The following is a 25434-nucleotide window of genomic DNA, read 5'->3' as shown; positions in this document are numbered from 1 at the left end:
CATTTTGCATCTGTAAGTGTATTCACACACCCCCGGGCCTGTCGAATGCATCACATATATGGGGGGAGTGACCCATTCCCCTGAAGCAAAGCGATCATTTAAGGTAAGGGCGTGTCTGCATTGAGTTCCTTCGGAAAACTGCTTGCCGCGCTCGTCGCGGCCGGAGTGGCAATCGCGCTGTGCCTGGCCCCGCTCGCCGGTCTCGGCGGTATGGCCATCGCCCGCACCGACGAGACAATGCAGTCAAACCTGTCCGACATGTCCGGCGGCGACGTCCCCGGCGTCACCACTATTGCGGACACGCACGGCACCCCCATCGCCTGGATCTACAACCAGCGCCGCTACGAGGTTCCCAGCGAGAAGATCTCGCAGTATGCAAAGGACGCCCTGGTCTCTACCGAGGATCGCCGCTTCTACCAGCACGAGGGCGTGGACATGCAGGGCTTTGCCCGCGCCATGGTGACCAATGTGCTCGCCGGCGGCGTGGAGCAGGGCGCTTCCACCATCGACCAGCAGTACGTGAAGAACTATCTGTGGCTCGTCGAGGCCCAGGACGAGGACGCCGCGCGCGCCGCCACCGAGCAGTCCATTCCCCGCAAGCTGCGCGAGATGCGCATGGCCTCGGATTTGGACAAGACGCTGGAGAAGGACGAGATCCTCACCCGCTACCTCAACCTGGTCTCCTTTGGTAACCACGCCTACGGCATCGAGGCGGCGGCCCGCACCTACTTCGACACCTCGGCAGCCAAGCTCACGCCCGACCAGGCGGCGCTGCTCATCGGGCTGCTGCAATCGGTGGAGTATCTGAACCCCTACACCAATCCGGAGGGGGCCACCGCGCGCCGCAACACCGTGCTGAACAACATGGCAGCCCAGGGCTACCTCGAGCAGGCCGAGGCCGACCGGCTCGCCGGCAAGCCCCTGGGCATCGTGGACAAGCCGCGCATGCTTCCCGACGGCTGCCTCACCGCCGAGGACAGCGGCTTCATGTGCGACTACGTCCTGCGCTACCTGGCAGACAAGGGCCTGCCCCAGGAAGAGCTCGAGCGCGGCTCCTACACCATCACCACCACCCTCGACCCGGAGGTCCAGGCCGCGACGGTGCGCGCCGCGCGCAACAACGTCAGCCCGTACACCCACGGGGTTGCCGAGGTGATCAACGTGATCAAACCCGGCACCGACTCGCGCGACATCCTCGCCATGGCGTCCTCGCGCTACTACGGCCTGGAGCTGGAGCAGAGCCAGACGATCATGCCGCAGCCGACCTCCATGGTGGGCAACGGTGCCGGCTCCGTGTTCAAGATCTTCACCGCCGCGGCCGCGCTTGAGCAGGGCTACGGGCTCGACACGATGCTCGAGACCCCGACCCGCTCCGTGGTGTACGGCATGGGCAAGGGCGGCGCCGCGAACTGCCCGCCGGATGCCTACTGCGTGGAAAACGCCGGTGTGTACAAGCCGCGCCTCTCGCTTCGCGACGCTTTGGCGCAATCCCCCAACACCACCTTCATCGAGCTGGTGCAACAGGTGGGTGTGCCCCGCACCGTCGACATCGCGGTGCGCCTGGGCTTGCGCTCCTACCTCGACGAGAACTCCTTCGGCGACGGCCGCTCGGTAGCGCAGGCCGCCAAAGACGACAACATGGGCGCCTTCGTCCTCGGACCGACTGCCGTCAACGCCCTCGAGCTGTCCAACGTGGGTGCCTCGCTGGCGTCCAACGGGCGCTGGTGCGAGCCGAACCCGGTCAAGTCCGTGCGCGACAAGCACGGGCAGGAGGTCTACATCGAGCGCCCTGCCTGCGAGCAGGCCATCGACCCCGAGGTCGCCGGGGCGCTCGCCCAGGGCATGTCGCACGACACGAAGAGCGGCACGGCCAAGGACGCCGCGGCCGCCAACGGCTGGACCGCGCCGGTCGCCGCCAAGACGGGCACGACCGAGTCGCACCAGTCCTCGGCCTTCCTCGGTTTTACCAACGGGATGGCTGCGGCCAGCTACATCTTCAACGACGGCACGCAGACCACGCCGCTGTGCAGCGCGCCCGTGCGCCAGTGCAGCTACGGCAACCTCTTCGGCGGCAACGAGGCCGCGAACACCTGGTTCCAGACCGCCCACGGCGTCCCCGGTGCGGCCGCCGCAGGCATCCCGAGCCCCTCGCGCAACTTTGACCGCGGCACCAAGCGTGGCGCGATCGACGACGTCGTGGGCATGGACGCCACCGCCGCCCGCTCCCGCCTCCAGGGACAGGGCTACACGGTGACGGTCTCGATGGTCTCGGGCGGGGGTGCCCCCTTCAACAGCGTGGTCTCCGCCGTCCCCGCGGATCCGAACCTGCCCCCGGGCAGCCTAATCACGCTCAACGTCTCCGACGGTTCCGGCACCCCCAGCGCGCCTGCATCCACCGCGTCGGCCGCCCCCTCCCCCAGCGCGCCTTCCTCAGCACCCGCGCCGCAGGCCAACCAGGCCCCGGTTGACCTCAGCGACATCGAGCGCCAGCTGAGTGATGCCGCCGACAGCCTCACCAACATGCTCGGCGGCAACTAGCTACTGGCTCAAACGAGCCTTGACCGCGCCGGAGAGGCGCTTGCCGTCGACGCGGCCCGCGGCCTTCGCCGTGGCCTCCTTCATCACCTGGCCCATCTGCGCCATGGAGGTCGCCCCGGTGGCCTCTACCGCGGCCTCGACGAGGGCGTCCAGCTCCGCGTCGTCAAGCTGCTTCGGCTGGTAACTGGCGAGGATCTCCGCCTCCGCGAGCTCACTTTCCGCGAGATCCTCGCGGCCGTTCTGCGAGTAGATCTCGGCCGACTCGCGGCGCTTCTTCACCTCGCGGGCGATGATCTTCTGGATGTCCTCGTCGGTGACCTCGTGCTTGGCACCCTCGGTCTCCGCGGTCTGGATCGCGGCGAGCAGCATCCGGATCGTGCCGGTGCGCTCCTTCTCCTTCGCCTTCATGGCTTCTTTCAGGTCTGCGCGAATCTGTTCTTTCAATGCACTCATGTCTTCAAACGATACGCGAAACACCCATCTCCCTGCGGTCGCGCACTAAGGTGAGGCAGGTGAATACGTTGAAGAAACTCGCCTCGACCATCGGTGGCCTCGGCACCGCGGGCCTGGGCACCCTGGCCTACGGCGCGACCCAGACCACCAACTTCCAGCTCAAGGAATACGAGCTGCCCCTGCTCGCGCCCGGCACGCTGCGCGGGAAGGATTCCTTTGACATCCTGCACATCGCGGACCTGCACATGATCCCGGGCGCGACGCGCAAAGTGGAGTTCGTTTCCTCCCTCGACGCGCTCGAGCCGGACCTGGTGATCAACACCGGCGACAACCTCTCCGACGAACGCGGCGTGCCCTGGGTTCTCGACGCACTCGGCCCGCTGCTCAACCGTCCAGGCGCGTTCGTTTTCGGCACTAACGACTACTGGGCGCCGAAGCCGGTCAACCCATTCAAGTACCTACTGGACCAGAAGCGCGAGCCCTCCTACGTGGACCTGCCATGGCTGGGCATGCGCGCGGCATTTGTGGAGCGCGGCTGGCGCGACGCCACTCACCAGCGCCTCGAGTTCAAGGTAGGCGACGTGCGCCTCGCCCTGGCCGGAGTGGACGACCCCCACCACGACCTCGACCGCTACGAAGACATCGCGGGAGTCCCCAACCCGGACGCGGATCTATCCATCGGCCTGCTGCACGCGCCTTATCGACGCGTCCTCGACCGCTTCGAAGCAGACGGATACGACCTGGCGTTAGCCGGCCACACCCACGGCGGGCAGATCTGCCTGCCCGGCGAGCGCGCCATCGTGACCAACGCGGACATTGACAGAAAGCGCGCGTCCGGCCTGCACCGCTACGGGAAGATGTGGATGGAAGTATCCAACGGGCTGGGCACCTCCAAGTACGCGCCAGTGCGTCTGTTCTGCCCACCCTCGGCTGCGCTGCTGCGGGTGACTGAACGTTCCCGCTAGGCGTGACCAGGCGTTTTGGCCAAACCGAGGCGCTAGGCTAAAGTATCCCAGGTACCGCTCAGCAGAGCAGATACAACCGGGATATGGCGCAGCTTGGTAGCGCGCCTCGTTCGGGACGAGGAGGTCGCAGGTTCAAATCCTGTTATCCCGACCACTTCACTTGCAACCCCGCCCAACAGGGCGGGGTTTTGCCTTGCCTGCCGGGGGCGCGCCCGGGCTATTTGACGAAACCGGGTTGTCGAACAAGTCCAAAAATTCGAGGTTGTTCGACAACCCGGGTTCGTCATTTGCGGTCGTTCCACGCAGATAGCGCAAGTTGGACGTCGATATTCCCGGAAAAAATGGGATAAACGCTGTGCAACTTGCGCTGTTTGGCCAGGACCAAAGAAATGAGGACCCCGCCCAGGGCGGGTCCGGGCTATATGTCGAACCCCCCTTGTCGAACAAGTCCAAAAATTCGAGGTTGTTCGACAACCCGGGTTCGACAATTGGGCCGGCCAGAACCAAAAAAGAGGACCCCGCCGTCCGCGTGAAGCGGCACTGGCGGGGCCCATCCCATCCCTAACCCATTTCACCCCAGTGGGGCGAAAGGAGACCACTCATTTCCAAGCCCCTATTACTTGGAATGAGCGAGTGAAAGCCTAACACACAAAATACAAAAGTGTTTAGCTGCGCCCCTTCGCTCCCGCAAGACAAACCAGCGCGAGCGCGATACCTGCACCGATACCGGCCCAGAGCGCGGCGGTGGCCCCGCCGTTACCGGCTGCGGACAAGCTCGCGGTGGCCCAGTGCATCGGCGTAGCGCCCGCGGCGTACTCCCACGCCTTGCCCACCGGCGCGGTGGAGGCGGTGCGCCACAGCCACCCCACCAGGCCGACCTGCGCTACCGCGAGTACGCCTGCGATCGGCAGGCCGATCTTCGGGCCGAGGGCGCTGCCGAGGACGTCGGCAAGCCCGGCGCTGGCAGCCACGCCAGCCACCAGTGCGAGGCCCAGCAGCCCGTAGGTGGACGCTGTCAGCCCGGTGCCGAGCACCGCGATGAGCGCGCCACCAGCGGCGACGACGAAGAGTCCGCCGAGGCCCAGGATCCACCAGCGGCGCGTGGGGTTCAGGCGAGCGGCCGCGCCCGTCGCGGTGCCGCCGAGCATCAGTAGCGCCGCGATCAGCATGGCCGCGACCGGGGCGAGCGTGGAACGTTCCTGTACGGCTTCTTGCCCTGCCTGCTGCACACTCCCGGTATTGGTAGCGGCCGGGAGCGCTTTGCGGACGGCGGCGATCTGGTCGGAAGTCTTGTTCGCCATGTCGTCGATCTTGGCCGCGCCCTCCTGGAGCTGCGTGACCCCGTCGGTCGCGCCGGAGGCTTGCTCGTTTAGGGTGGTCAGACCGTTGGCCAGCTCGGCAGCGCCGTTGGTAGCCGAGTAGATGCCGTCGTGGTAGGCGTAGCCGGGCACCGCGAGCTGGTTGGCCACGTCGCGCGAGCCTTTGCGCAGCTCTTCGAGCTGGCCCAGCATTTCCGGCGGCAACTGCGCGGTCTCCGCCTGGCCGCGCAAACCTTGCAGCGCCTCGCGGGCCTCTTTCACATCCGGGTCTTTCGAGTCCTTGGTGGATTCCAGGGTGCGGTCGATGGTGGCAACCACCTGGCCGCGTACCGCGTCGAAGCCCGTGACTTGGTCGGCTACCCCACCGATCGCGTCGGCGACTTGGGTCGCGCCGTTGGCTAACTGACCGGTGCCCGCCTGCAGCTCGACCATCCCGTTGGACAGTTCCTGCGAGCCGGCCTGGGCGGCGGCGATGGCGTTGATGAGTTCCTGTGAGGCGGAGTCGAGGTCGGAGACGCCGTCGACAAGCTGCCCGGTGCCTTGGGTGAGGAAACCTGCCTGCGCACCCGCCTCGCCGGCGGCTTTACGCGCTTGGACCAGGCCGTCGGGGCCCGGCGCGACGGCGGGCGCGCCTGTCGCCTCGTCCCCGGCGCGGGTCCAGGTACTCGCGGGGGCAAGGGGCAAGAACATGCCACAAATGAGTACGAGGGCGGCACAGCACAGTCGGGTCAATCGCCAATTCATGTAACACAATGTAACTGAAGTAACTGGTGTGACTGCTGTAGGCGCACCGCAAAGACCAGGAGCTTTAAGACACGTTGCAGGTTGTTCAAAATGTCCTGGTACCGTTTCACCTGTTGCTGTCTTGTGGGGCCATACCGCATGCGCGCAGAAAGTGTGAGCAGCGGCACGCCGAATTACGGCGGCCTTTCACGGCAGGTGCGTTACTTAAATACTTGGCTACCTACATTTTTGGAGAGGGTTTACCATGACACTCCCTGTCGTGCTCGCACTCGTTGCGGCGACAGTGATCTTGTCGCCCATTCTCGTGCGAGTCATGGACCGCAAAGCAGGTCTGCCGATCGCGCTCATCCTCGCCGTTGCCGCCGTCATCCTCGGGAAAGAGTTCCCAGGCATTGCCGACGGCACACCTCTCGAATGGGAGGTGACCTGGGCGCGTGACATCCTTGGAGAAGGCAGCGCCGTCGCATTTGCGCTGCGCGCCGACGGGCTGAGCATCTTCTTCGCGCTGCTCGCCCTGGTCATCGGCGCAGTGGTGATGACGTACTCGGCGGCCTACCTGCCGAAGAAGCAGGGCAATACGAGTTTTTACACCATCATGACGGCGTTTACGCTGTCGGTGCTGCTGCTCGTGCTGGCAAACGATACGGTCCTGTTGTTCATCGGCTGGGAGCTTGTCTCTATCGCTTCCTTCCTCCTTATCGCGCGTTCCGGCTCGGGCGGCGAGGCGGGGTCCTACCGCACGCTGATCCTCACGTTCTTTGGTGGGTTGACGCTGTTGGCGGCGTTGGCGGTGGCGTCGATAAGCACAGGCTCCACGCGTCTGACCGACGTGCTGGCCGCCGACATCTGGCAGGAAAACCCCAGCCTGACCACCACCGTTGCCATCCTGGTGGCGGTCTCCGGCTTTACCAAGGCCGCGCAGTTCCCCTTCCACTTCTGGCTGCCCGAGGCGATGGCCGCGGCGACCCCGGTCTCCGCCTTCCTGCACGCCGCCGCCGTGGTGAAGGCCGGCGTGTACCTCTTGCTGCGCTTCTCCACGATCTTTGCCGACGTCGCGGCGTGGAACTGGCTGCTCGTCGTCGTGGGCCTGGGCACCGCGATCATGAGCGCGCTGTTCGCCATCACCAAGACGGACCTGAAGCACCTGACCGCCTACTCCACGGTCTCCCACCTGGGCTGGATCGTGGCCGCCATCGGCATTGGTACCCCGCTCGCGCTGGCCGCGGCGCTGACGCACACGCTTGCGCACGCGCTGTTTAAGTCCTCGTTGTTCATGCTGATCGGCGTGGTCGATCACGAGGCTGGCTCGCGCGACATCCGCCGCCTGGGCAAGCTGTGGGACAAGATGCCCTACACCTTTGCCTCCACCGTCATCGCGGCGGCCTCCATGGCGGCGATCCCACCGCTGTTTGGCTTCGTCTCCAAGGAATCCATCCTCGGCGCCTTCGCGGAGACGCAGTACAGCACCGTGCTGCTGCTCGTCGCCGGTTTCGCGGCACTGTTGACCTTCCTGTACTCCGCCAAGATCGTCTTCGGCGCGTTTGTCGACGGCCCGAAGGATATGAGCGACGTCCACGAAGCCCCCGTCAGCCTCTGGCTGCCCGCCGCGCTTCCAGGGCTCATGTCGCTGGTCGTGCCCTTCCTGCTCGGCTGGGTCGACGGCCCGCTCGACGCCGCGGTGCACACGATCACCGGCGAAGATTCCTACCACTCGCACCTCGCGCTGTGGCACGGCGTCAACGCCCCGCTCATCGTCTCGCTCAGCGTGCTCGTACTCGGCGTCCTTATCGTCGCACTCGCGCGCCGCAACCTCTTCGGGTCTGTGGAGAACAAGCAGCTGCTGCCTACCAACGGCAACGACCTGCTCGCGGGCATGGTCACCGGCCTGGGTGCTGCGGGCAAGGGCATGGGCCAGATGGCCAACTCCTTCAACCCTTCGCGCCACCTCCTGCCGGTGCTGGTCCTGGTGGTGCTGCTTGGCCTGACCACGCTGCTGGGCACCGAGGGCGTCGACGGTATACCGCTCGCGCCGCGCGCCGAGGGTATCGACGTCTGGTGGGACCTCATCCCGTTCGCCATCATCGCCGTCTCCGTGGTGGGCCTGGTGCTCACCCGCTCCCGCCTGGCCTCTGCAATCTTGCTGGGCACCGTGGGTGTGGGCATGACGCTGCAGATGCTCATGCTCGGTGCGCCGGACGTCGCACTGACGCAGTTCCTGGTGGAGGCGCTCACCGTGATCGTGATCATGGTCGTGCTGCGCTACCAGCCGCGCATGTTCCCCAAGACCTCGACGCGCCGCAAGGTGCTTGCCGCCATCTTCGCGGTCCTGGCCGGAATCGTCACCTTCTTCGGTGTGTACGGCCTGCTGGGCCGCCACGACCGTTCCGACCTGGCTTTGTGGTACCTCACCGAGGGCGGCGAGGTGACCAGCGCTGACAACATCGTCGCGGTGATCATCGTCGAGTTCCGTGGCTTTGATACCCTCGGCGAGCTCTCCGTACTGGGCATGGCTGCCGTGGTTATCGCCGCGGTGACCCAGTCCATGCCGCGCCACATGTTCGAGGCCGGCACCCGCCCCCGCCCGTTCGGCCAGTCGCAGTTCAACTCGCTGCCGCTGCGCAAGGGCGCAGCCCTGGTCGTGCCAATTTTGGTTGTACTTTCCGTGCTCATCTTCTTCCGCGGGCACACCGCACCGGGCGGCGGCTTCGTCGCAGCCCTGGTGATGGCCACGGCCTTCGGCCTGAACTACCTCTCCCGCGGCGCGGATACCGAGGTGGTCAAGCCATTCACCCCGATCGCCCTGACCGGCTGGGGCATCATCATCGCGATCAGCTCGGGCTTCCTCGGTTTCTTGGAGGGCGGCTTCATGTACGCCATCCACGGCGAGATCGCCGGGCAGCACATGACCACCTCGCTGATCTTCGACTTCGGCATCTACCTCGCCGTGCTCGGCATGGTCACCCAGGCCATCAACGCGCTCGGCGGCTACCTCCGCCCAGGCACGGAGTTGGACAACCTGGACTACACGCGCAGCGAGCCAGAAAACCCGCTGCCAAACGTGCCCGCCCCGGAGGAACCAGAGGACGCGGTGGACGCGCACCCGGCACCGCTCAACCCGGCAGACAACCCCCAGCACATGCTGGAAAAGGAGCTGTAACCCATGGTCATGGCACTTACTATCGCAGTACTGATGGCCGGCGCGGTCTACCTGGTGATGCAGCGCGGCATGGTCCGCGTGGTCTTCGGGATGTCGCTGTTCGGTCACGCCTCTAACCTCACGCTGCTGGCCGCCGGTGTCGGCGCGTGGCGCGGCGAGGCCTTCCCCTCGCGCACCCCTTTCGAGGACTTATCGGACCCGCTGCCACAAGCCTTCGTGCTGACCGCCATCGTGATCGCGATGGCGACCACCACGATCCTGCTCATGCTGGCCTCGTTGGGCAAGAACGACGACACCTTTGACGTGCCGAGCAAGGTGGGCAAGGACCACAAGGGCGAGACCTTCGACCCGAACTACCTCTCGCCCTCCGCCCTGTCCACCGCAGGCCGTAAGGCCCGCCTGAACCCGAAGAAGTTGGAGGCGAAGAACCGATGACAGTTGATGCGATCCTTCCCGTTTTTGTCGCCCTCCCACTCATCGTCGCGGCAGTCACCGCGCTGAACCCGGCCAAGAAGCTTAACGACGCCCTGGCGCTGCTCATCCCAGCCATCAACTTGGGCCTCGGCGTGTGGCTCTACACTTACACCGCCTCCCATGGCACGATCGCCCACGTCATCGGCCTGTACCAGGGCGGGGTGGGCATCTCCTTTGCTGCCGACCAGTTCTCAGCGGTAATGATCGTGACCACCATGATCGTGGCGCTCACCGCCAACTGGTTCGCCATCGCCGCGGGTGAAACGCAGGCCCGGTTCTACACGCCGCTGACGCTGGTGCTCATCACCGGTGTCTCGGGCGCGCTTTTGACCGCCGACCTGTTCAACTTCTTCGTCATGATCGAGGTCATGCTGCTGCCCTCCTACGGGCTCATCGCCATGACGGGTACCCGCAACCGCCTGCGCTCCGCGCGCTCTTTCGTTCTGGTGAACCTCGCGGCATCCACGCTCCTGGTGATGGGCGTGGGCTACCTCTACGGCATCGCGGGCGCGGTGAACATTGCCGCCCTGCGTGGCGCCGCCGCCGGCAACGGCCCGGTCACCGTGGCCATGGGCCTGGTGATCATCGCGATTGCCGCCAAGGCCGGCGTCTTCCCCGTACACACCTGGCTGCCGCGAACCTACCCGGCCTCCAGTGCCGCCGTGATGGGCCTGTTCTCCGGCCTGCACACCAAGGTGGCCGTCTACATGCTCTTCCGCATCTGGGTAGTCATCTTCGACATGGACCCGCGCTGGAACACGCTCATCATCGTGATCATGGTGATCTCCATGCTCATCGGCGGCTTTGCGGGCCTGGGCGAGTACACCATCCGCCGCGTGCTGGCCTACCAGATGGTCAACGGCATGCCGTTCATCCTCATCATGCTCGCGTTTACCAACGCTGGCGCGGATGCCCGCTACGCCCTGGCCGCAGGCCTGATCTACACGCTGCACCACATGATTACCGTCGGCGCGCTCGTGCTCAACTCCGGCGCAATCGAGGAAACCTACGGCACGGGCACCATCGCACGGCTGTCCGGGCTGGCCCGGCGCGACCCCTTCACGGCAACAGTCTTTGCCGCCGGCGCGTTCTCCATCGTGGGCTTCCCCCCATTTTCCGGCCTCTTCGGCAAGGTCACCATCGTCATGGCGGCCGCGAGCGCCGACGACTGGCGCGCTTGGGTGGTCATCGCCACCATCATCGTCGCGTCCTTCGGTGCGTTGCTGTCCATGATGCGTGTGTGGCGGGAAGTCTTCTGGGGCCGCCCGATGCAGCAGTACCCGGAGGCGCTGAACGTGCGCTGGAAGTTCCTGCTGCCCTCACTCGCACTGATGGTGTGCTCGCTGCTGATGTTCATCTTCGCGGGCCAGATGTGGGACGTTTCCACCTCGGCCGTCGATAGCCTGCTGGATGTCGACGCCTACACCACCGCCGTTTTGGGCACCGACCCAATCGGCATCCCCGACCTCGACTCGCTGCAGGGAGGCCGCAACTAACATGGCAAAGCAATCTGCACTCAAAAGCATCGGTCACGCCATCGGCTACAGCGCCTGGCTGATCAAGGAAATTTACGCCGCAGGCATCGACGCCACCATCGCCGCGTTCAAACCGGACACCGGCATGCGGCCTTGCGTGATCTTCTACCCGCTGCGGGTGCGCACGGACTGGGACCGCTTCTGGTTTTCCACCTCGATTACCGCCACCCCGGGCACCCTCTCGCTGGGTTTCCGCCACGCGGCGTCGGAAGACGGCAGCGACCTGCTCATCGTGCAGGCAGCCTTTGGCGACGACCCGCTCGAGGTGATCGAGGACCTCGCCGACATGGAGGAGCGCTTAAGGCCCGAGCTCAAGGACACGCCTATCGACGCCTCCAAGGTCCTGTGGAAGCCCTATAAGCACTTAGGCCCCGACCTGGACCACAAGCACGCAGAGAACCTGCCTGCCGCCGAAAGGATGGACTAGCCCATGTTCCAGACCATCATGACCGTCTGCATCATCGTCATGGCGCTGAGCCTGCTCGCGGGTTTGGCCAAGCTCGTCCTAACCAAGGATGAGCTGTCCCGCTCGGTGCTCGCAGACCTCATCTTCTACTCCATGGCCGCCATCTACCTGGTGTGGACGCTGTTTACCCCCAGCATGATCACCTACGAGATCGCCATTTTGGCCGCACTCGTCTGCGGCGCGATCCCGACGATTTCCATGGCCCGCATCATCTCGAGAGGACGCCGCTAATGAGCATCATCGAAATCATCGTCGCTGTCCTAGTGGTCATCGCCACCGTCTTCGTGGTGGCCACCGCCTCCCTCCAACTGCGCGCCCCCGACGCGCTGACCCGAGCGAACCTGCTCGGCCCGCTCGTCTGCCTGGCGTTTCCTCTGCTGATCGTGGCGAACCTGCTGATGAGCTGGTCGACCGACGGCTTCGTCATCAACGACTTCATCCGCGCCATCCTCGCGATCGCGGGCGTGTGGATCATCGGCTCCGTCGGCTCCTTCGTCATCGGCCGCTCCATCCACGGCGTCACCGTGGTGGATGCCAAGGACAAGACGCTGCGCAACGTGCCGCGCTAGGGCGGGGTTACACCCAACCTCGCTCGCGGGCGATGGTGTAGGCCTCGAAGCGGTTTTCCGCCCCGGTTTTCGCAATCGCGGAGGAGATGTAGTTCCGCGTCGTGCCGGCCGCCAGGTGCGCCGCCGCGGCGATGGCCTCGATCGAGCCGCCCTTGCCCACCAGCTCGAGTACCTCGGCCTCCCGCTCGGTCAGCGGCGATTCGCCGGCGGCAATCGTGGCGGCCGCGAGCTCAGGGTCGACGTAGCGCTTGCCCGCCTCCGCCGCCCGTACCGCAGCCGCGAGCTCACCGGCCGCAGCCGTCTTTGGCAGAATGCCGAGCACTTTGGAATCCAGGGCCCGCCGCACAACGTTAGGCCTTGCGTGGCTGGTGACGACGACCACGTGGGCGTCGATAAGCGAGGCAAGAGCAATGCCATCCGCCTCCCCCGCCCCGAGCTGCAGGTCGGTCACCACGACATCCGGGCGCGCAGCGGCTGGCAGCGCCTCCCACCACGCGAGCAAGTCTGCGCCCGAGTAGGCGACGTGCACCACGTCGATGTCCTCCTCTAGGCCGATGAGCGTGGCGAGGGAATCGGCGACCAGCGTTTCATCATCAACCAATACGACCCGAATCATGCGTCCTCCTTAAGCTGGACGCAAAAGCGTTCAGCGCTGCGCTCCACGCTAATCGACGCCCCGTGCTCAGCCGCCCGACGCCGCAGCCCCTCCAAGCCAGTGCCCCCGCCTTCCCCGGGCTGGGGATTGTTGTTGGTCACCGTGACCTCGCGCGGTTGCATCTCGAATGACACGGCCGTCGCCTGGGAATGACGGAGGATATTCGTCGTGGTCTCGCGTACGAACCAGGCGGCGGTCTCGCGCAGCTCCGGGTGCACGTCCTCGCTGGTTCCCGTTACCGTGACCTCAGCACCGGCGCCGGCGAGCACCTGCTTCGCGCTCGCGAGCTCGGTGGCCAGGTCGGGAGTGCGGTAGTTATTGACCACGCTGCGCATATCGGAGGCGGCGCGCTGTGTGAGCTCATGCAGCTGACGCAGCTCCTGGGGCACGCGCGGGTCATCGCGCTCGGCGAGCGCGAGCGCGAGCTGTGACTTGATCGTCAGCGCCGCGAGGTGCTGTCCCATCGTGTCGTGGAGATCCTGCGACATGCGCAAACGCTCTTCGGCGGCGGTTAGCTGCGACTCGAGGCGGCGGGCGCGCTCCGTTTCAATCATCGCGCGGGAAAACCACTTGGTAAAGGGCACCGTCACCGCGCACGCAATGCTGTAAGCCAGCACGATCGCAGCAGTCTCCACCGAGCCGAATGCGGCCACGAGCACAAACGCAGCCACGAGCGCAAGCCCAGTCCACGCCCATTTCTTGGCCAAGAACGGCAGAAAGGCTATCAGCACGCTGAAGAAGACGGCCCCCAGCGCGATTGCCGACGCCGCCTTCCACTGCGCCGGGCCGAAGAGGAACGCGGCTACGCACACTGCCAAAACGAGCAGGTGCGCGGATAACCCCCACTGCAGCCAGTGGCCGCCGTGGGCGCTCGCCTCAAGACGAAGCTCCGGCCTGGTCTCCAGCACCATCGCCCCGACAAGGCACGCCGCGACCGCGACGGCCACACCCACGAACGTCTCCGCGCCGACCTCACCCGAGCGGTCCAAGACAACGGAGGAAAAAGCCACGACAAACAGCCACAGCATCCCGATGAGCGACCACCGGTTGAGTTTGAGGAACCGCGACGAGTAGTCCGACTCCGAACTTCTCGCCGCGGGAAGGGGCTGCGTGTGCGTCATAGTGTGCTCCGAGGGTAGCAGCGCTTGCACCGCTAGCGGTGCGTTTCCCAGCGCATGCGGCGGTACCCCACCGCGAGCAGTACCGCGGCCCACACCGCGAGCAGAAGCAGCGGCGTCGCCGCATCTGCCAACAGCGAGCCGAAGGATTCCTCGCCGACCCACCCATCACGGAAAACGTCGCTTGCCAGCGCAAAGGGAGTTCGATCGATGATGCCTGCGATGCCTTCCGGCAGGTACTCACGGATCCCGGTCTGCGAGAAGATCACGAGCATCAGCACCGGCATGGACGTGATCTGCGCGCCCTCCGCGTTTTCGGTAAAACGACTGGTCAGCATCGCCAACCCGTGGGAGACAGCGATGCCGAGCAGTATCGCAAGCACCATGATCAAGGGGTTCTTCGGCCACACATGCGGCACTGGCGGAGCAACCGGGAGCACCATAGACATGGTCGAAAACGCCACGACCACAATGACCATCAGCGCAAGCGTGAGGGCGGCGAGCGGGAGGCAGATGGCGGTCAAGAGCTCCCAATCGCGGGATTCGCCTGTGCGCAAGCGCTTCAGCACGCCCTCATCGCGCCTGGTCACCGCCATGGAAAGCGCGGGGTAGAACACGCCAAAGCTGAGCGCGAACAGCACGAACACTTCAGACGCCGCCGCAGTCGAGCCGACCGACTGGTCCCCGACCAGCCACAGGAAGAGGGGCAAGAGCAGCGGGAAGACGAGGCCGGTGAACACAAGCAACCGGTTGCGGGTGAACTGCAGCCATTCGGCACGACCGAGCGACCGCAGCCTGCGCGTGGCGTGGTTGGTGGGATGCATCGTGGTGGTGCTCATGCTGCTTCGTCCTTTCCGGTGGTGTGGGTATTCTTCGCTTCTGCGATGCCGTGGAAGACGCGCTCCAAACTTGCGGGTTGTGCCGCAAATTGGGAAAGCTCGACGCCCTGCTCACGCGCCCACTGCAGGATCGCAAAAGCGTCATCCTGCAGCTGGGAGGTGTGGACCGATACCTGGACGCCCTCGGAGGTGTCCTCTTTGTGCACCAACGATCCGGGCAGGGTCGGCAACTCAGACACCTGGCCTCTTGGCAGTAGGAAATCGATCGTGGAAGCCACGGTGTTCGTCAGCTCCGCGGTCGTGCCCTCAACTTCGATGCGGCCGCCGTGCATGATCGCGATGCGGTCGCAAAGGAACTCGGCTTCTTCCAGGTAATGCGTGGTCAACACGATGGTGACCCCGCGGCTTTTCAGCTCGCGCAGGAGCGCCCACACGCGGCGTCGTGACTCCGGGTCCAGCCCGGTGGTTGGCTCGTCCAGAAACACCACATCCGGACTTCCCAGCAGCGCGCACGCAAGGTCGAGGCGGCGTTGCTCGCCGCCGGACAGGGCTCCCACCTTCACGTCGCGCTTATGCGTTAACTGCACGTCCGCCAGCACGTCGTCGATAGGCTGCGGCGACGTGCACGTGCTCGCCCACATCTTCAGCGTTTCATCTACGGACAGCGCACGCGGCAGTCCACCGGATTGCAGCATGATACCCGTGTGCGGTCGCAACCGTGCGCGGTCTGCCACGGGGTCCATCCCCAACACGCGCGCCTCGCCTGAGGTGGGGAGTGCAAGCCCCTCCAGGATTTCCAGGGTGGACGTTTTGCCCGCGCCGTTGGTGCCGAGCAGCCCGTATGTCTCGCCGCGCGCGACGTGGAGGCTGATGCCGTCGACTGCGGTGAACTCGCCGTAACGGCGTTGTAGATTTCGTACTTCGATGGCGTTTTCCATGGCTTCTAGCCTGCCGAGAAGGCATCACAGCTGGTAGAAGCGTTTGTCACCAATTGCGCATGACAAAAGTCATGCCCGTGACAGTCCGCGGCCGCAGACTGTCACGGGCAGTGGCTCACACTGGCTTACGCAGCGAAGGAGAAACTACTTCTCCTGCTCAGCACGTTTCTTCGCCAGGGACTCGCGAACCTTGGTCTCCAGGTCCGCGTCGACCTTGCCCCAGTAGGCGTAGACGCGCTCTTCGACGTCCTTGTTCTTAATTGCCAGCATCTTGTTGGTGATGTTGTGGACGAAGCGCTCCTTTTCCGCGTCGTCGAAGACGTCGCGGTAGAGCGTGCCGGCCTGGCCGAAGTCGTCGTCCTCGGCGTGCTTGACGTAGGCCTCGCGCACCAGATCGGTACCGTGCGGGTCCGGGTTGACGTAGAGGTTTGCCGCCTGGCCGTAATCGGTGAAGTTGGAGGAGGAATCCTCGCCATTGTCCAGGTAGCCCGCGCCCTTGTCGGTGCGGTTCGGCGTGTAGTTCGGCTCGTTCTCCTCGTTGAAGAAGTAGGCCATGCTGCCACGCTCGGCGTAGGTGTTCACCTCGTTGATCGGGCGATTGACCGGCAGGTCCTTGTAGTTCGTGCCGATGCGGTAGCGCTGCTGATCCGAGTAGGCGAACACGCGGGCCTGCAGCATGCGGTCCGGCGACAGACCCACACCCGGGACCAGGTTGGCCGGGTCGAGCGCGAGCTGCTCGATCTGGGCGTGGAAGTTCTTCGGGTTGCGATTGAGCACGAAGTAGCCGACGTCGATCAGCGGGTAGTCCTTCTGCGACCAGGTCTTGGTCAGGTCGAAGGGGTTAAAGCGGTAGTCCTTCGCCTCCTCGAACGGCATGATCTGCACCTTGACGTCCCAGACCGGGTAGTCGCCCTCGGCGATCGCGTTGAAGAGATCCGCGCGCTGGAAGTCCGGATCGGTGCCTGCCTTCTCGGTAGCCTCCTCGTCGGTAAAGCACTCCCAGCCCTGGCGGGTCTTGAAGTGGTACTTCACCCACACCGGGGTGCCCTCCTCGTTGATCCACTGGAAGGTGTGGGAGCCGAAGCCGTCCTGGTGGCGCGAGGTCTTCGGGGTGCCGCGGTCGCCCAGCAGGTAGGTCACCTGGTGCGCGGACTCCGGCGTGCGAGTCCAGAAGTCCCACTGCATCTCGTCGTCGCGCAGGCCCGAGTTGGGCTGGCGCTTCTGGGAGTGGATAAAGTCGGCGAACTTAATGCCGTCGCGCAGGAAGAACGTCGGGGTGTTGTTACCCACGATGTCGTAATTGCCGTCCTCGGTGTAAAAACGCAGCGCGAAGCCGTGTACATCGCGCCAGGTGTCCGGGGAACCGGCCTCGCCCGCGACGGTGGAGAAACGCGCCGCCATCGGGGTGACTGTCCCAGGCTGGAACAGCTTCGCCTTGGTGTACTTGGAGACGTCCTCGGTAATGTGCAGCTCGCCGAAGGCGCCGTGGCCCTTCGCGTGCGGGATACGCTCCGGGACGTTTTCCCTGTTGAAGTGGGCCAGCTTCTCAATCAGGTGGACGTCGTCAAGCACATTGGCCCCCTGGCGGCCCTGGGTGACCGAAATATTCTCCGAGGCGACCGGCTGCCCGCTCAGCAGAGTGGTGCGGTCTTTGCCTGCGGGGCGCTCGCCGCGAGCGACAATCTCTTCTGCCTTACTCTTCTCAGCCATTGCTGACTCCTTGCATTGCTGTTGGTGACATGTACGCCGCCCAGCCTAGGGGTTTTTGCGCGCGCTGGTAGCCTAAACATTCGTGAGCAGCCCTGACGACGACTACGTCACCGAACTCGCGCTCAAAGCCGGGCGCGGCGACAAGGCTGCGTTGACCCAATTTATTGCCGCCACGCAAGACGATGTGTGGCGCCTGCTCGCCCACCTCGCCGGCGCTGAGCACGCCGACGACCTGACCCAAGAAACCTATCTGCGGGTGCTCGGCGCGCTACCGCGTTTCAAGGCCCGCTCCTCGGCGCGCACGTGGCTGCTCTCGCTCGCACGCCGCGCCTGGATCGATTCGGTGCGCCATGACATGGCGCGCCCGCGGAAATCCGCCGCCGAGTACGACGACGTCGCCGCGCAAGAGCCGAGCCCCGACGACCCGAACGCCTGGTCAGACGTCATCGACGCCCGCATGCTTCTCGACGCCTTACGCCCCGAGCGCCGCGAAGCCCTCGTCCTTACCCAAGTACTGGGCTACACCTACGAGGAAGCCGCCGCGATCGCCGGGGTGCGCGTGGGCACCATCCGCTCACGCGTCGCCCGCGCCCGGCGTGATCTCATTCACGCCTCCCCCGGCAGTGATGGCCAATCACACTAATTGATATGTGACCGACTAAACTTACCCCTCGGAAAGTGTAAGAACACCCCAGAAACGACGGAAAGCAGCGGGCACATCATGCTCAGACATGCCATCGGTATCTCCCTTGCGTTTATTGGCGTCCTCGTCGGCGCCGGTTTCGCCTCGGGCCAAGAAACCATGCAATACTTCACCGCCTTCGGCACCCAGGGCATCTGGGGCGCAGCCTTAAGCTCCGCGCTCATGCTCATCGCCGGGGTGTCGATCCTCCAGCTCGGCTCGTACTACCAGGCGAAGGAGCACATGGAGGTGCTGGGCAACGTCTCCAGCAAGATCATGTCCTGGATCCTGGACATCGCCACGATTACCACGCTGTTCTCCATCGGCTTCGTCATGTTCGCCGGTGCGGGCTCAAACCTGAACCAGCAATTCGGCCTGCCCGTGTGGATCGGCGCAACGCTCATGCTGGTCCTCGTGCTGGTTGTCGGCATGATGGACGTGGACAAGGTCACCGCTGCCGTGGGTGCGATCACCCCGCTGCTACTTTTCTTTGTCATCTTCGGCTGCATCTACACCCTGGTGAACACTGACCTCGACTGGGCCCAGTTCAACATCCAAGCCCAGGAGGTCTCCACCAACCTGCCGAACTGGTGGATCTCCTCGCTGAACTACACCGGCCTGAACGCCATCTGTGTGGCCTCCATGGCCCTGGTGATCGGCGGTAATCAGCTCGATACCCGCGCAGCCGGACTCGGCGGCTTCCTCGGCGGGATGGGCTACCTGGTCATGCTGGCGCTGCTGTCCTGCGGCCTGCTCGCCGCCGTCGGCGACATCGCTGGCGACGACATGCCCATGCTCACCCTGATCACCAACATCAACCCGACGCTGGGCCTGATCATGTCGCTGATCATCTTCGGCATGATCTTCGCCACCGCGCTCGGCATGTTCTTCGCCCTGGGCAAGCGCCTCGCCCGCGGCCACGAGTCCCGCTTCCGCCCGATCTTCATTACGGCCTGCCTCGTCGGATTCGTGCTCTCCTTCGTCGGCTTTAAGCAGCTCGTTTCCGTGGTGTACCCGATCCTGGGCTACATGGGCATCCTGCTCATCTTCGTGCTCGCCGTGGCCTGGCTGCGCGGCTCGCAGAAGCTGCGCCGGGAAGGCAATCGCCGCCGCCGCGCCCGCGACCTGATGCGCCTGAAGCTGGACCCGCGCGAGCGCTTCAGCAAGAACGACCAGCGCGAGCTGGACTACATCATCGACGCCTCCGTCGTGGACAGCGACGAGCTCGAGACCTCCCTCGAGGAAGAGATCGGGCAAGAGCTTGTCGACGACGACGAGGTCGAATACGACCCCGAAGACCGCGACGGCGACGTGGTCTACGTCTCCTACACCGACCCGCAGTCCAAGGAGGACTACGCCAAGAGCCCGGACGAGCCGTGGAAAGACAACCCCACCGAGGAGGACTTCGCGGAGCAGTGGGCCGACGAGGAGGATGACCGCGAGGTCTCTACCTCCTTCGGTGAGAGGGAAACTGAGGACGCTGAGGATGAGGATCCTGACGCGGAAAGCAGCGGTGGCAGCACGATCGTGACCAAATCCTAAGAACGCACGTTTTCCCAGCACACGGCCGTTTGCTCCATGCAAGAGCAAGCGGCCAAACTGGCATTAAGAGGAAATGACGATATTATTGCAAAGGTTTCTCTGAACATTTTGATTTCTTACGGAAAGATTTCATGCTTAAAAACGCAATAGGTATCTCCTTCGCCTTCATCGGCGTTGTGGTGGGCGCGGGCTTCGCGTCCGGCCAGGAGGCACTGCAATATTTTGCCTCTTTCGGCACTGAAGGCATTTACGGGGCGATTCTGGGCTCTGTGCTGATGATCATCGCCGGCGTGTCCATCCTTCAGCTCGGCTCATACTTCCAGGCCGAGGAGCACATGGAGGTTCTGGGCAACATTTCCGGCAAGATCGTGTCGTGGGTGCTCGACATCGCCACGATCACGACCCTGTTCTCCATCGGCTTCGTCATGTTCGCCGGTGCGGGCTCGAACCTGAACCAGCAATTCGGCATTCCCATCTGGATCGGCGCGGTGCTCATGCTTGCGCTGGTCGTGGGCTTCGGCATGCTGGACGTGGATAAAGTGACCGCCGCGATCGGCTCGCTGACCCCGTTCCTGCTGGCGTTTGTCATCTTCGGCTGCACCTACACACTGGTCACCGCAGACCTCGACTGGCAGGCCATCAACCTGGCCACCGAGCAGGTGGACTCCACCCTGCCAAACTGGTGGATCGCGGCGCTGAACTACACGGGCCTGAACGTGATGTGCGTGGTCTCCATGGCGCTGGTCATCGGCGGCAACTACCTGGACACCCGCGCCGCCGGCCTCGGCGGGCTCATGGGCGGCATTGGCTACCTCGTGATGCTGATGCTGCTGGCCACCGCACTGATGGTCAAGATCGACGTGGTCGCCGGCGAGGATATGCCGATGCTCACGTTGATCAATGAGATCAACCCAACGCTCGGCCTCGTCATGGCCGTCGTGGTCTTCGGCATGATCTTCGCCACCGCGCTCGGCATGTTCTACGCCCTGGGTAAGCGCCTGTCGCGCGGCCGCGAGGACAAGTACCGCATCATCTTCACCTCGACCTGCCTGGTCGGCTTCGTCCTCTCCTTCGTTGGCTTCAAGAACCTGGTCGCCTACGTCTACCCGATCCTGGGCTACCTGGGCATCCTGCTCATCGTCGTGGTCTCTGCAGCATGGCTGCGCGGCGCGCAGAAGCTGCGCAAGGAGGGCAAGCGCCGCCGTCGCGCGCTCGAGCTCATGCACCTGAAGCTGGACCCGCGCGAGCGCTTTACCAAGAACGACGAGAAAGAGCTGGACTACCTGATCTCCAAGTCCGTCATCGATGAGGACGAGTTCGTCGAAGCGCTCGAGGACGAGGTCAACGAGGAGCTCATGGACGACGATGAGATCGAGTACGACCCCGAGGACCCCGAAGGCGAGCTCGTCTACGTCTCCTACACGGAGCCGCAGTCCAAGGAAGAGTACGAGAAGAACCCGGATGAGCCGTGGAACGACACCACCGTTGACGACATGATCGCTGCGGAGGAAGCCGAGGAGGCCGCTTCGGGCGAAGAGCCAGAGGCCGAAGAGGGCGAAAGCCCCCGTCTGTAACCCCCAGAGACGAAACATGCCCCGCCTTGTTCAAATAAGGCGGGGCATTTTCTATGCGTTCGAGCTTGAGCGCTACCCGCGGCCGAAGAAGGTGCTGACCTTATCAACCAGGCCGCTGAACCAGCCGGAACCTGTGTCCGCGGAGGCCTGCTCCGCACTCGGCTGCGCGGGCTCCGGTGTCGGTGTCGGTGTCGGCGCGCTGCTGGGCTGCGGGGCCGGGGTGTGCACGTCCTGCCGCTCCTCGGCGGTGCGCACGGTGGGCTCAGCGACGGACTCCACCACGCGGGCAACCGTGGAGGTCGCCGTCGATTTCTTCCTGGGCGACTCGCTGCGCTCCACGAGCGAGACCCGGATCTCATCTACTACCTCGCCACGCTCGGTGATCTGCACGGTGGCAAACTCCCCCTCCTCCGCCCGCGTCGGGGCGGTCATGCGCAACCCGTCTGGGCGGGAGATCACGCTCCAGCCCGCAGGCAGGGTTGATGCATCGGAGGGGCTCATGCTTAGCGACGCTCCACTGCCTTCCGCTGTCACCAAAACCAGCGTCTGGCCGGGTGAGATTGAGACATCTGCCCAATCCCCAGCATCTGTGGCAGCCATCGCCCCCGGCGCTGCCACGCATACCCCCGCGAGTAGAGCGCCGACGGTGCTGCGTGCCACCAATTGGGCAGGCGAATGTCGACGTGAAAAACTCATGTCTCCCATATTTAGCCAAATCTCAGGCAAGGGCAAGTCCTTTTACCAAACCGTGACTTTTCGGCACCCTGCCTGTGACCTCAACGAAAACCTACACCAGCAGCTCGGCGATCTGAATCGTGTTGAGCGCCGCGCCCTTGCGCAGGTTATCGCCGGAAACAACGAACACCAGCCCGCGGTTCTCCTCGACCGCCTGATCCTGGCGGATACGTCCCACGAGCGAATCGTCCTTGCCGGTCGCGGCGAGTGGGGTGGGCACGTCGACGACGGCGACGCCCGGCGCGTCGGCAAGCACTGCCCGAGCCTCATCAGGCGTGATCGACTTGGCAAACTCCGCGTGGACCACCATGGTGTGACCGGTGAAAACGGGGACGCGCACGCAGGTGCCCGAGACCTTCAGCTCCGGGATGCTGAGGATCTTGCGGGATTCGTTGCGCAGCTTCTGCTCCTCGTCGGTTTCCTCCGTGCCATCGTCGACCAGGTTGCCCGCCAGCGGCAGCGCGTTGTAGGCAATCGGCGCAACATACGGGCCGAAGTCCTCCGGGGCAAGCACGGAGCCGTCGGTGGTCAGCTCCGTGTTGCGCTCGCCAAGCTCCGCGACCTGGCCCGCGAGCGCATCGACGCCCGCCAGACCGGAGCCGGAAACCGCCTGGTAGGAGGCCACGCGCATCGTGGAGAGACCGGCCGCGTCGTGCAGCGCCTTGATCACCGGCATGATCGCCATGGTGGTGCAGTTCGGGTTTGCAATGATGCCCTTCGGCAGCTGTTTTGCCGCTTCCGGGTTGACCTCGGAAACAATCAGCGGCACCTCGGGGTCCTTGCGCCACGCAGACGAGTTGTCCACCACAGTCGCACCAGCTGCCGCGAAAACGGGAGCCCACTCCTTCGAGGTAGAACCGCCGGCAGAGAACAGGGCGATGTCCACGTCCTTCACGCTGTCCTCGGTGACCTTGGTCAGATCCTCCACCTCTACCTCAGTACCGCGGAAGTCCAGCTTGGTGCCCGCCGAGCGCGGGGAAGCGAAGAAGCGGACGGTGTCCGCCGGGAAGTCCCGCTCCGCCAGGATGGAGCGCATCACGCGCCCGACCTGACCAGTGGCTCCGACGATAGCGATGGTGGTCATGTTGCAAAAGCTCCTTTACTGCAAAAAGTTGGTGTCTAGCGAAAAGGCGTTAGCGCCCGGTGCCCGCGTAGACAACGGCGGGCTCGTCGCCGCCCAAGTCAAAGCGGTCGTGGATAGCGCGGGTAGCCTCCGCCAGATCTGCGTCACGCACGACGGCGGTGATGCGGATCTCCGAGGTGGTGATCATCTCGATGTTCACGCCCGCGTCGCGCAGGGCCTCGGTAAAGTCCGCGGTCACTCCCGGGTGCGACTTCATACCCGCGCCAACCAGGGAAACCTTGCCCACGTCATCGTTGTAGATCACGTCTCCCCAGCCCTCGCTCTCCTTCAGCTTGCTCAGCAGGTCCATGCAGCGCGGGCGGTCCGGAATGGGCAGCGTGAAGGTGATGTCCGTCTTCTTCTCCTCCAGGGTGGAGATGTTCTGCAGCACCATGTCGATGTTGATCTCCGCGTCCGCCAGCGCACGGAAGAGCTTCGCCGCCTCACCCGGGGTGTCCGGGATACCCAGGACGGTGATCTTCGCCTCCGTATCGTCGGTAGCTACTCCGGACAGGACTGCTTCTTCCATGGGGATATCCTCCAATGCTCCGGCAACCAGCGTGCCGGTGTCGTTACTGTAAGACGAGCGAACTCGCATAGGTACGTTGAACGCGCGAGCGTATTCCACACTGCGCAACACCAGGATCTTCGACCCCGATGCGGCCAGCTCCAGCATCTCCTCGAAGCAGAGCTTGTCCAGCTTGCGCGCATCGGACACAATGCGCGGATCCGCGGTGTAGACGCCGTCCACGTCCGAGTAGATCTCGCACTCGTCGGCATTCATCGCCGCCGCGAGCGCCACCGCCGTGGTGTCCGAGCCACCGCGACCCAGCGTGGTGATGTCGCGCGTATCGCGGTTCACACCCTGGAAGCCCGCGACAATGGCGATCTTGCCCGCATCCACGGCCTCCTGGACGCGGCCCGGCGTGACGTCAATAATGCGCGCGTTGCCGTGGCGCTCGGTGGTGATCACGCCTGCCTGCGAGCCGGTAAAAGACTGCACGTCCACGCCGTAGGAAGCCACCGCCATGGCCACCAGCGAGTTTGAGATGCGCTCGCCAGCGGTCAGCAGCATGTCCATCTCGCGCGCGGGCGGGGTGGGGTTGACCTGGGCGGCCAGGTCCAGCAGCTCGTCGGTGGTATCGCCCATCGCGGAGCAGACCACTACCACGTCGTTGCCGGCCTTCTTCGTGGCAACGATGCGCTCAGCGACGGCGCGAATTCGTTCCGCGCTTTCGAGGGAGGAGCCTCCGTACTTCTGCACGATCAATGCCATTGCTGTCTACGCCTTCCATTTCGGCCGAACCCGTGCCGGCCCATAGTGCTTCTTGCTCTAAGAAAAGTGGATCCAGGTCCGTGTACCAACAATAGCGGGCAGAAAACCACGGCACGAGGTATCGCACTAATATCATTCTGTGTGCACAACAACCTCCTCGCGATCGGCTTTGCGTTTACCTCAGCGTTGCTGATCGCGGTGGGCACCGTGTGGCGGCACCAGATCCTGCGGGCCGGCCGCAAACAAGGGGAGGTCAACGAGTCCCCACTGCGCGCACTCAAACGCCCCGCCTGGTGGCTTTCGCTTGCGCTCGCACTTGCCGCCTACGGCTTCCAAGCCGTCGCGCTCGCCTTCGGCTCCCTGCTCGTGGTGCAGCCAGTGCTCGTGCTCTCGCTCATGCTCACACTGCTACTGTCCGCGCGAGTGGAGCGCCGCCGCCTCTCCACCGCCACCTCCTTCTGGTCGGTCCTGCTCACGGCCTTCGTGGGCATCGTGGTGGTCGTTGGCCGCCCCGTCCCCGGCGATCGCACGCCTCCTACCTGGGGGTGGCTGCTCGCCGTGGGACTCGGGCTCGCCGGGCTCTTTGCGACGTTCGCGTTTTCCCGCTCCCGCTCCGCCGCCTTCCAAAGCCTCTCCTTTGGCATCCTCTGCGGGGCAATCTTCGGCTACCTCGCCGTCTTTTCCAAAGTGGCTGTCGACGCCTACGTTCACGGCGGCATCGCCGGCATCCTGAGCGCCTGGCAGTTCTGGGCGATGCTCGCCTCCGCGGTGCTGGGCACCGTCGTCCAGCAGTACGCGTTCGGGGCTGGGAAGCTGGCCACCACCCTGCCCGCCATGAAAGTTGTCGAGCCGCTCGTGGCCCTGAGCTTGGGTCTTGCACTTTTGGGCGAAAAGTTCGCACTCACCGGTTTCCTCGGCTGGACGGCCATGGTCGTGACTATCGCGGGCATGCTTTTCAGCGCCGCGATGGTCACCCGAGTCAGCATCAAGTAGTCGGCAGATAGATCAGAAGTGCATATAAA

At 64.6% G+C, this 25434-nt stretch carries 22 protein-coding genes and 1 tRNA gene; 13 read left to right on the top strand and 10 right to left on the bottom strand.

Going from position 1 to position 25434, the window contains the following annotated elements:
• Positions 1–111: 111 nt before the first annotated feature.
• Positions 112–2538 carry a transglycosylase domain-containing protein gene (locus tag CIMIT_RS00900; RefSeq protein WP_038587850.1) on the top strand — a complete coding sequence of 809 codons (2427 nt, stop codon included), beginning with the start codon at positions 112–114 and terminating at the stop codon, positions 2536–2538.
• On the opposite strand, the gene CIMIT_RS00895 is transcribed toward CIMIT_RS00900, so the two are convergent.
• On the bottom strand, positions 2539–2991 hold the full coding sequence (locus CIMIT_RS00895) for a GatB/YqeY domain-containing protein (RefSeq protein WP_038587847.1): 453 nt from the start codon (positions 2989–2991) through the stop codon (positions 2539–2541).
• A gap of 59 nt (positions 2992–3050) precedes the next feature.
• Here CIMIT_RS00895 and CIMIT_RS00890 point away from each other — a divergent pair, with 59 nt between their 5' ends.
• On the top strand, positions 3051–3956 hold the full coding sequence (locus tag CIMIT_RS00890) for a metallophosphoesterase (protein WP_407919536.1): 906 nt from the start codon (positions 3051–3053) through the stop codon (positions 3954–3956).
• A 77-nt stretch (positions 3957–4033) separates the two neighbouring features.
• Positions 4034–4110, top strand: a tRNA-Pro gene (locus CIMIT_RS00885).
• Positions 4111–4621: 511 nt separating this feature from the next.
• Here CIMIT_RS00885 and CIMIT_RS00880 read toward each other — a convergent pair.
• On the bottom strand, positions 4622–5965 hold the full coding sequence (locus tag CIMIT_RS00880; protein ID WP_231910316.1) for a YhgE/Pip domain-containing protein: 1344 nt from the start codon (positions 5963–5965) through the stop codon (positions 4622–4624).
• A 298-nt stretch (positions 5966–6263) separates the two neighbouring features.
• On the opposite strand from CIMIT_RS00880, the gene CIMIT_RS00875 reads away from it, so the two are divergent.
• Genes CIMIT_RS00875 through CIMIT_RS00850 form a run of 6 tightly spaced genes read left to right on the top strand, consistent with a single transcriptional unit; the run spans position 6264 to position 12220 of the window.
• Positions 6264–9176 carry a DUF4040 family protein gene (locus CIMIT_RS00875; RefSeq protein ID WP_038587841.1) on the top strand — a complete coding sequence of 971 codons (2913 nt, stop codon included), beginning with the start codon at positions 6264–6266 and terminating at the stop codon, positions 9174–9176.
• A 3-nt stretch (positions 9177–9179) separates the two neighbouring features.
• A complete protein-coding gene (locus tag CIMIT_RS00870; RefSeq protein WP_038587838.1) occupies positions 9180–9611 on the top strand; it encodes a cation:proton antiporter subunit C in 432 nt (143 codons plus the stop codon).
• Positions 9608–11146 (top strand): monovalent cation/H+ antiporter subunit D family protein, encoded by a 1539-nt coding sequence (locus tag CIMIT_RS00865; RefSeq protein WP_038587836.1) that lies wholly within the window; start codon positions 9608–9610, stop codon positions 11144–11146. Before CIMIT_RS00870 ends, CIMIT_RS00865 begins: the two co-directional genes overlap by 4 nt.
• A 1-nt stretch (position 11147) precedes the next feature.
• Positions 11148–11612 (top strand): monovalent cation/H+ antiporter subunit E, encoded by a 465-nt coding sequence (locus CIMIT_RS00860; protein ID WP_051904682.1) that lies wholly within the window; start codon positions 11148–11150, stop codon positions 11610–11612.
• 3 nt (positions 11613–11615) lie between these two features.
• The gene (locus CIMIT_RS00855) at positions 11616–11882 is read left to right on the top strand and encodes a cation:proton antiporter (RefSeq protein ID WP_038587833.1); all 267 of its coding nucleotides are present in this window, start codon (positions 11616–11618) and stop codon (positions 11880–11882) included.
• The gene (locus CIMIT_RS00850) at positions 11882–12220 is read left to right on the top strand and encodes a Na+/H+ antiporter subunit G (protein ID WP_038587831.1); all 339 of its coding nucleotides are present in this window, start codon (positions 11882–11884) and stop codon (positions 12218–12220) included. Before CIMIT_RS00855 ends, CIMIT_RS00850 begins: the two co-directional genes overlap by 1 nt.
• Before the next feature lie 7 nt (positions 12221–12227).
• Here the strand turns inward: CIMIT_RS00850 and CIMIT_RS00845 are convergent, their stop codons facing one another.
• The 5 genes from CIMIT_RS00845 to CIMIT_RS00825 all read right to left on the bottom strand — a co-directional run bounded on the left by CIMIT_RS00845 (position 12228) and on the right by CIMIT_RS00825 (position 17480).
• The gene (locus tag CIMIT_RS00845; RefSeq protein WP_038587828.1) at positions 12228–12836 is read right to left on the bottom strand and encodes a response regulator transcription factor; all 609 of its coding nucleotides are present in this window, start codon (positions 12834–12836) and stop codon (positions 12228–12230) included.
• Complete coding sequence (locus CIMIT_RS00840) at positions 12833–13996, bottom strand: sensor histidine kinase (protein ID WP_144311787.1); 1164 nt, start codon at positions 13994–13996, stop codon at positions 12833–12835. Before CIMIT_RS00840 ends, CIMIT_RS00845 begins: the two co-directional genes overlap by 4 nt.
• 32 nt (positions 13997–14028) lie before the next feature.
• Complete coding sequence (locus CIMIT_RS00835; protein WP_038587826.1) at positions 14029–14832, bottom strand: ABC transporter permease; 804 nt, start codon at positions 14830–14832, stop codon at positions 14029–14031.
• Complete coding sequence (locus tag CIMIT_RS00830; RefSeq protein WP_038587823.1) at positions 14829–15770, bottom strand: ABC transporter ATP-binding protein; 942 nt, start codon at positions 15768–15770, stop codon at positions 14829–14831. Before CIMIT_RS00830 ends, CIMIT_RS00835 begins: the two co-directional genes overlap by 4 nt.
• Positions 15771–15914: 144 nt before the next feature.
• A complete protein-coding gene (locus CIMIT_RS00825) occupies positions 15915–17480 on the bottom strand; it encodes a catalase (protein ID WP_038587821.1) in 1566 nt (521 codons plus the stop codon).
• A gap of 82 nt (positions 17481–17562) precedes the next feature.
• Here CIMIT_RS00825 and CIMIT_RS00820 point away from each other — a divergent pair, with 82 nt between their 5' ends.
• The 3 genes from CIMIT_RS00820 (at position 17563) to CIMIT_RS00810 (ending at position 21278) form a co-directional block, all read left to right on the top strand.
• Positions 17563–18123 carry an RNA polymerase sigma factor gene (locus CIMIT_RS00820; protein ID WP_038587818.1) on the top strand — a complete coding sequence of 187 codons (561 nt, stop codon included), beginning with the start codon at positions 17563–17565 and terminating at the stop codon, positions 18121–18123.
• 78 nt (positions 18124–18201) lie between these two features.
• Positions 18202–19704 carry a hypothetical protein gene (locus CIMIT_RS00815; RefSeq protein WP_197697010.1) on the top strand — a complete coding sequence of 501 codons (1503 nt, stop codon included), beginning with the start codon at positions 18202–18204 and terminating at the stop codon, positions 19702–19704.
• Positions 19705–19835: 131 nt separating this feature from the next.
• Positions 19836–21278 carry a hypothetical protein gene (locus CIMIT_RS00810; protein ID WP_231910315.1) on the top strand — a complete coding sequence of 481 codons (1443 nt, stop codon included), beginning with the start codon at positions 19836–19838 and terminating at the stop codon, positions 21276–21278.
• A gap of 72 nt (positions 21279–21350) precedes the next feature.
• Here the strand turns inward: CIMIT_RS00810 and CIMIT_RS00805 are convergent, their stop codons facing one another.
• The 3 genes from CIMIT_RS00805 to CIMIT_RS00795 all read right to left on the bottom strand — a co-directional run bounded on the left by CIMIT_RS00805 (position 21351) and on the right by CIMIT_RS00795 (position 24412).
• Complete coding sequence (locus tag CIMIT_RS00805) at positions 21351–21779, bottom strand: hypothetical protein (RefSeq protein WP_144311786.1); 429 nt, start codon at positions 21777–21779, stop codon at positions 21351–21353.
• A 286-nt stretch (positions 21780–22065) separates the two neighbouring features.
• Positions 22066–23097 (bottom strand): aspartate-semialdehyde dehydrogenase, encoded by a 1032-nt coding sequence (locus tag CIMIT_RS00800; RefSeq protein ID WP_038587811.1) that lies wholly within the window; start codon positions 23095–23097, stop codon positions 22066–22068.
• A gap of 49 nt (positions 23098–23146) precedes the next feature.
• Entirely contained in the window at positions 23147–24412 is a 1266-nt protein-coding gene (locus tag CIMIT_RS00795; protein ID WP_038587808.1) for an aspartate kinase, read from the bottom strand.
• Between the two features lie 141 nt (positions 24413–24553).
• Between CIMIT_RS00795 and CIMIT_RS00790 the strand changes: the two genes are divergently transcribed.
• A complete protein-coding gene (locus CIMIT_RS00790; RefSeq protein ID WP_038587805.1) occupies positions 24554–25405 on the top strand; it encodes a DMT family transporter in 852 nt (283 codons plus the stop codon).
• Positions 25406–25434: the final 29 nt, after the last annotated feature.

It is taken from the genome of Corynebacterium imitans (genome assembly GCF_000739455.1).
GTDB lineage: Bacteria > Actinomycetota > Actinomycetes > Mycobacteriales > Mycobacteriaceae > Corynebacterium > Corynebacterium imitans.
The sequence above is the reverse complement of the archived record's forward strand: the minus strand, read 5'-3'. Positions and strand labels throughout refer to the sequence as shown.

Excerpts from the sequence above, each read along its gene's own strand:
- CIMIT_RS00860 (WP_051904682.1), top strand. The coding sequence starts at position 11,148 with ATGGCAAAGCAATCTGCACTCAAAAGCATCGGTCACGCCATCGGCTAC.
- CIMIT_RS00895 (WP_038587847.1), bottom strand. The coding sequence starts at position 2,991 with ATGAGTGCATTGAAAGAACAGATTCGCGCAGACCTGAAAGAAGCCATG.
- CIMIT_RS00795 (WP_038587808.1), bottom strand. The coding sequence starts at position 24,412 with ATGGCATTGATCGTGCAGAAGTACGGAGGCTCCTCCCTCGAAAGCGCG.
- CIMIT_RS00865 (WP_038587836.1), top strand. The coding sequence starts at position 9,608 with ATGACAGTTGATGCGATCCTTCCCGTTTTTGTCGCCCTCCCACTCATC.
- CIMIT_RS00805 (WP_144311786.1), bottom strand. The coding sequence starts at position 21,779 with ATGAGCCCCTCCGATGCATCAACCCTGCCTGCGGGCTGGAGCGTGATC.
- CIMIT_RS00835 (WP_038587826.1), bottom strand. The coding sequence starts at position 14,832 with ATGAGCACCACCACGATGCATCCCACCAACCACGCCACGCGCAGGCTG.
- CIMIT_RS00815 (WP_197697010.1), top strand. The coding sequence starts at position 18,202 with ATGCTCAGACATGCCATCGGTATCTCCCTTGCGTTTATTGGCGTCCTC.
- CIMIT_RS00870 (WP_038587838.1), top strand. The coding sequence starts at position 9,180 with ATGGTCATGGCACTTACTATCGCAGTACTGATGGCCGGCGCGGTCTAC.
- CIMIT_RS00800 (WP_038587811.1), bottom strand. The coding sequence starts at position 23,097 with ATGACCACCATCGCTATCGTCGGAGCCACTGGTCAGGTCGGGCGCGTG.
- CIMIT_RS00855 (WP_038587833.1), top strand. The coding sequence starts at position 11,616 with ATGTTCCAGACCATCATGACCGTCTGCATCATCGTCATGGCGCTGAGC.
- CIMIT_RS00880 (WP_231910316.1), bottom strand. The coding sequence starts at position 5,965 with ATGTTCTTGCCCCTTGCCCCCGCGAGTACCTGGACCCGCGCCGGGGAC.
- CIMIT_RS00875 (WP_038587841.1), top strand. The coding sequence starts at position 6,264 with ATGACACTCCCTGTCGTGCTCGCACTCGTTGCGGCGACAGTGATCTTG.
- CIMIT_RS00810 (WP_231910315.1), top strand. The coding sequence starts at position 19,836 with ATGCTTAAAAACGCAATAGGTATCTCCTTCGCCTTCATCGGCGTTGTG.
- CIMIT_RS00850 (WP_038587831.1), top strand. The coding sequence starts at position 11,882 with ATGAGCATCATCGAAATCATCGTCGCTGTCCTAGTGGTCATCGCCACC.
- CIMIT_RS00825 (WP_038587821.1), bottom strand. The coding sequence starts at position 17,480 with ATGGCTGAGAAGAGTAAGGCAGAAGAGATTGTCGCTCGCGGCGAGCGC.
- CIMIT_RS00840 (WP_144311787.1), bottom strand. The coding sequence starts at position 13,996 with ATGACGCACACGCAGCCCCTTCCCGCGGCGAGAAGTTCGGAGTCGGAC.
- CIMIT_RS00845 (WP_038587828.1), bottom strand. The coding sequence starts at position 12,836 with ATGATTCGGGTCGTATTGGTTGATGATGAAACGCTGGTCGCCGATTCC.
- CIMIT_RS00830 (WP_038587823.1), bottom strand. The coding sequence starts at position 15,770 with ATGGAAAACGCCATCGAAGTACGAAATCTACAACGCCGTTACGGCGAG.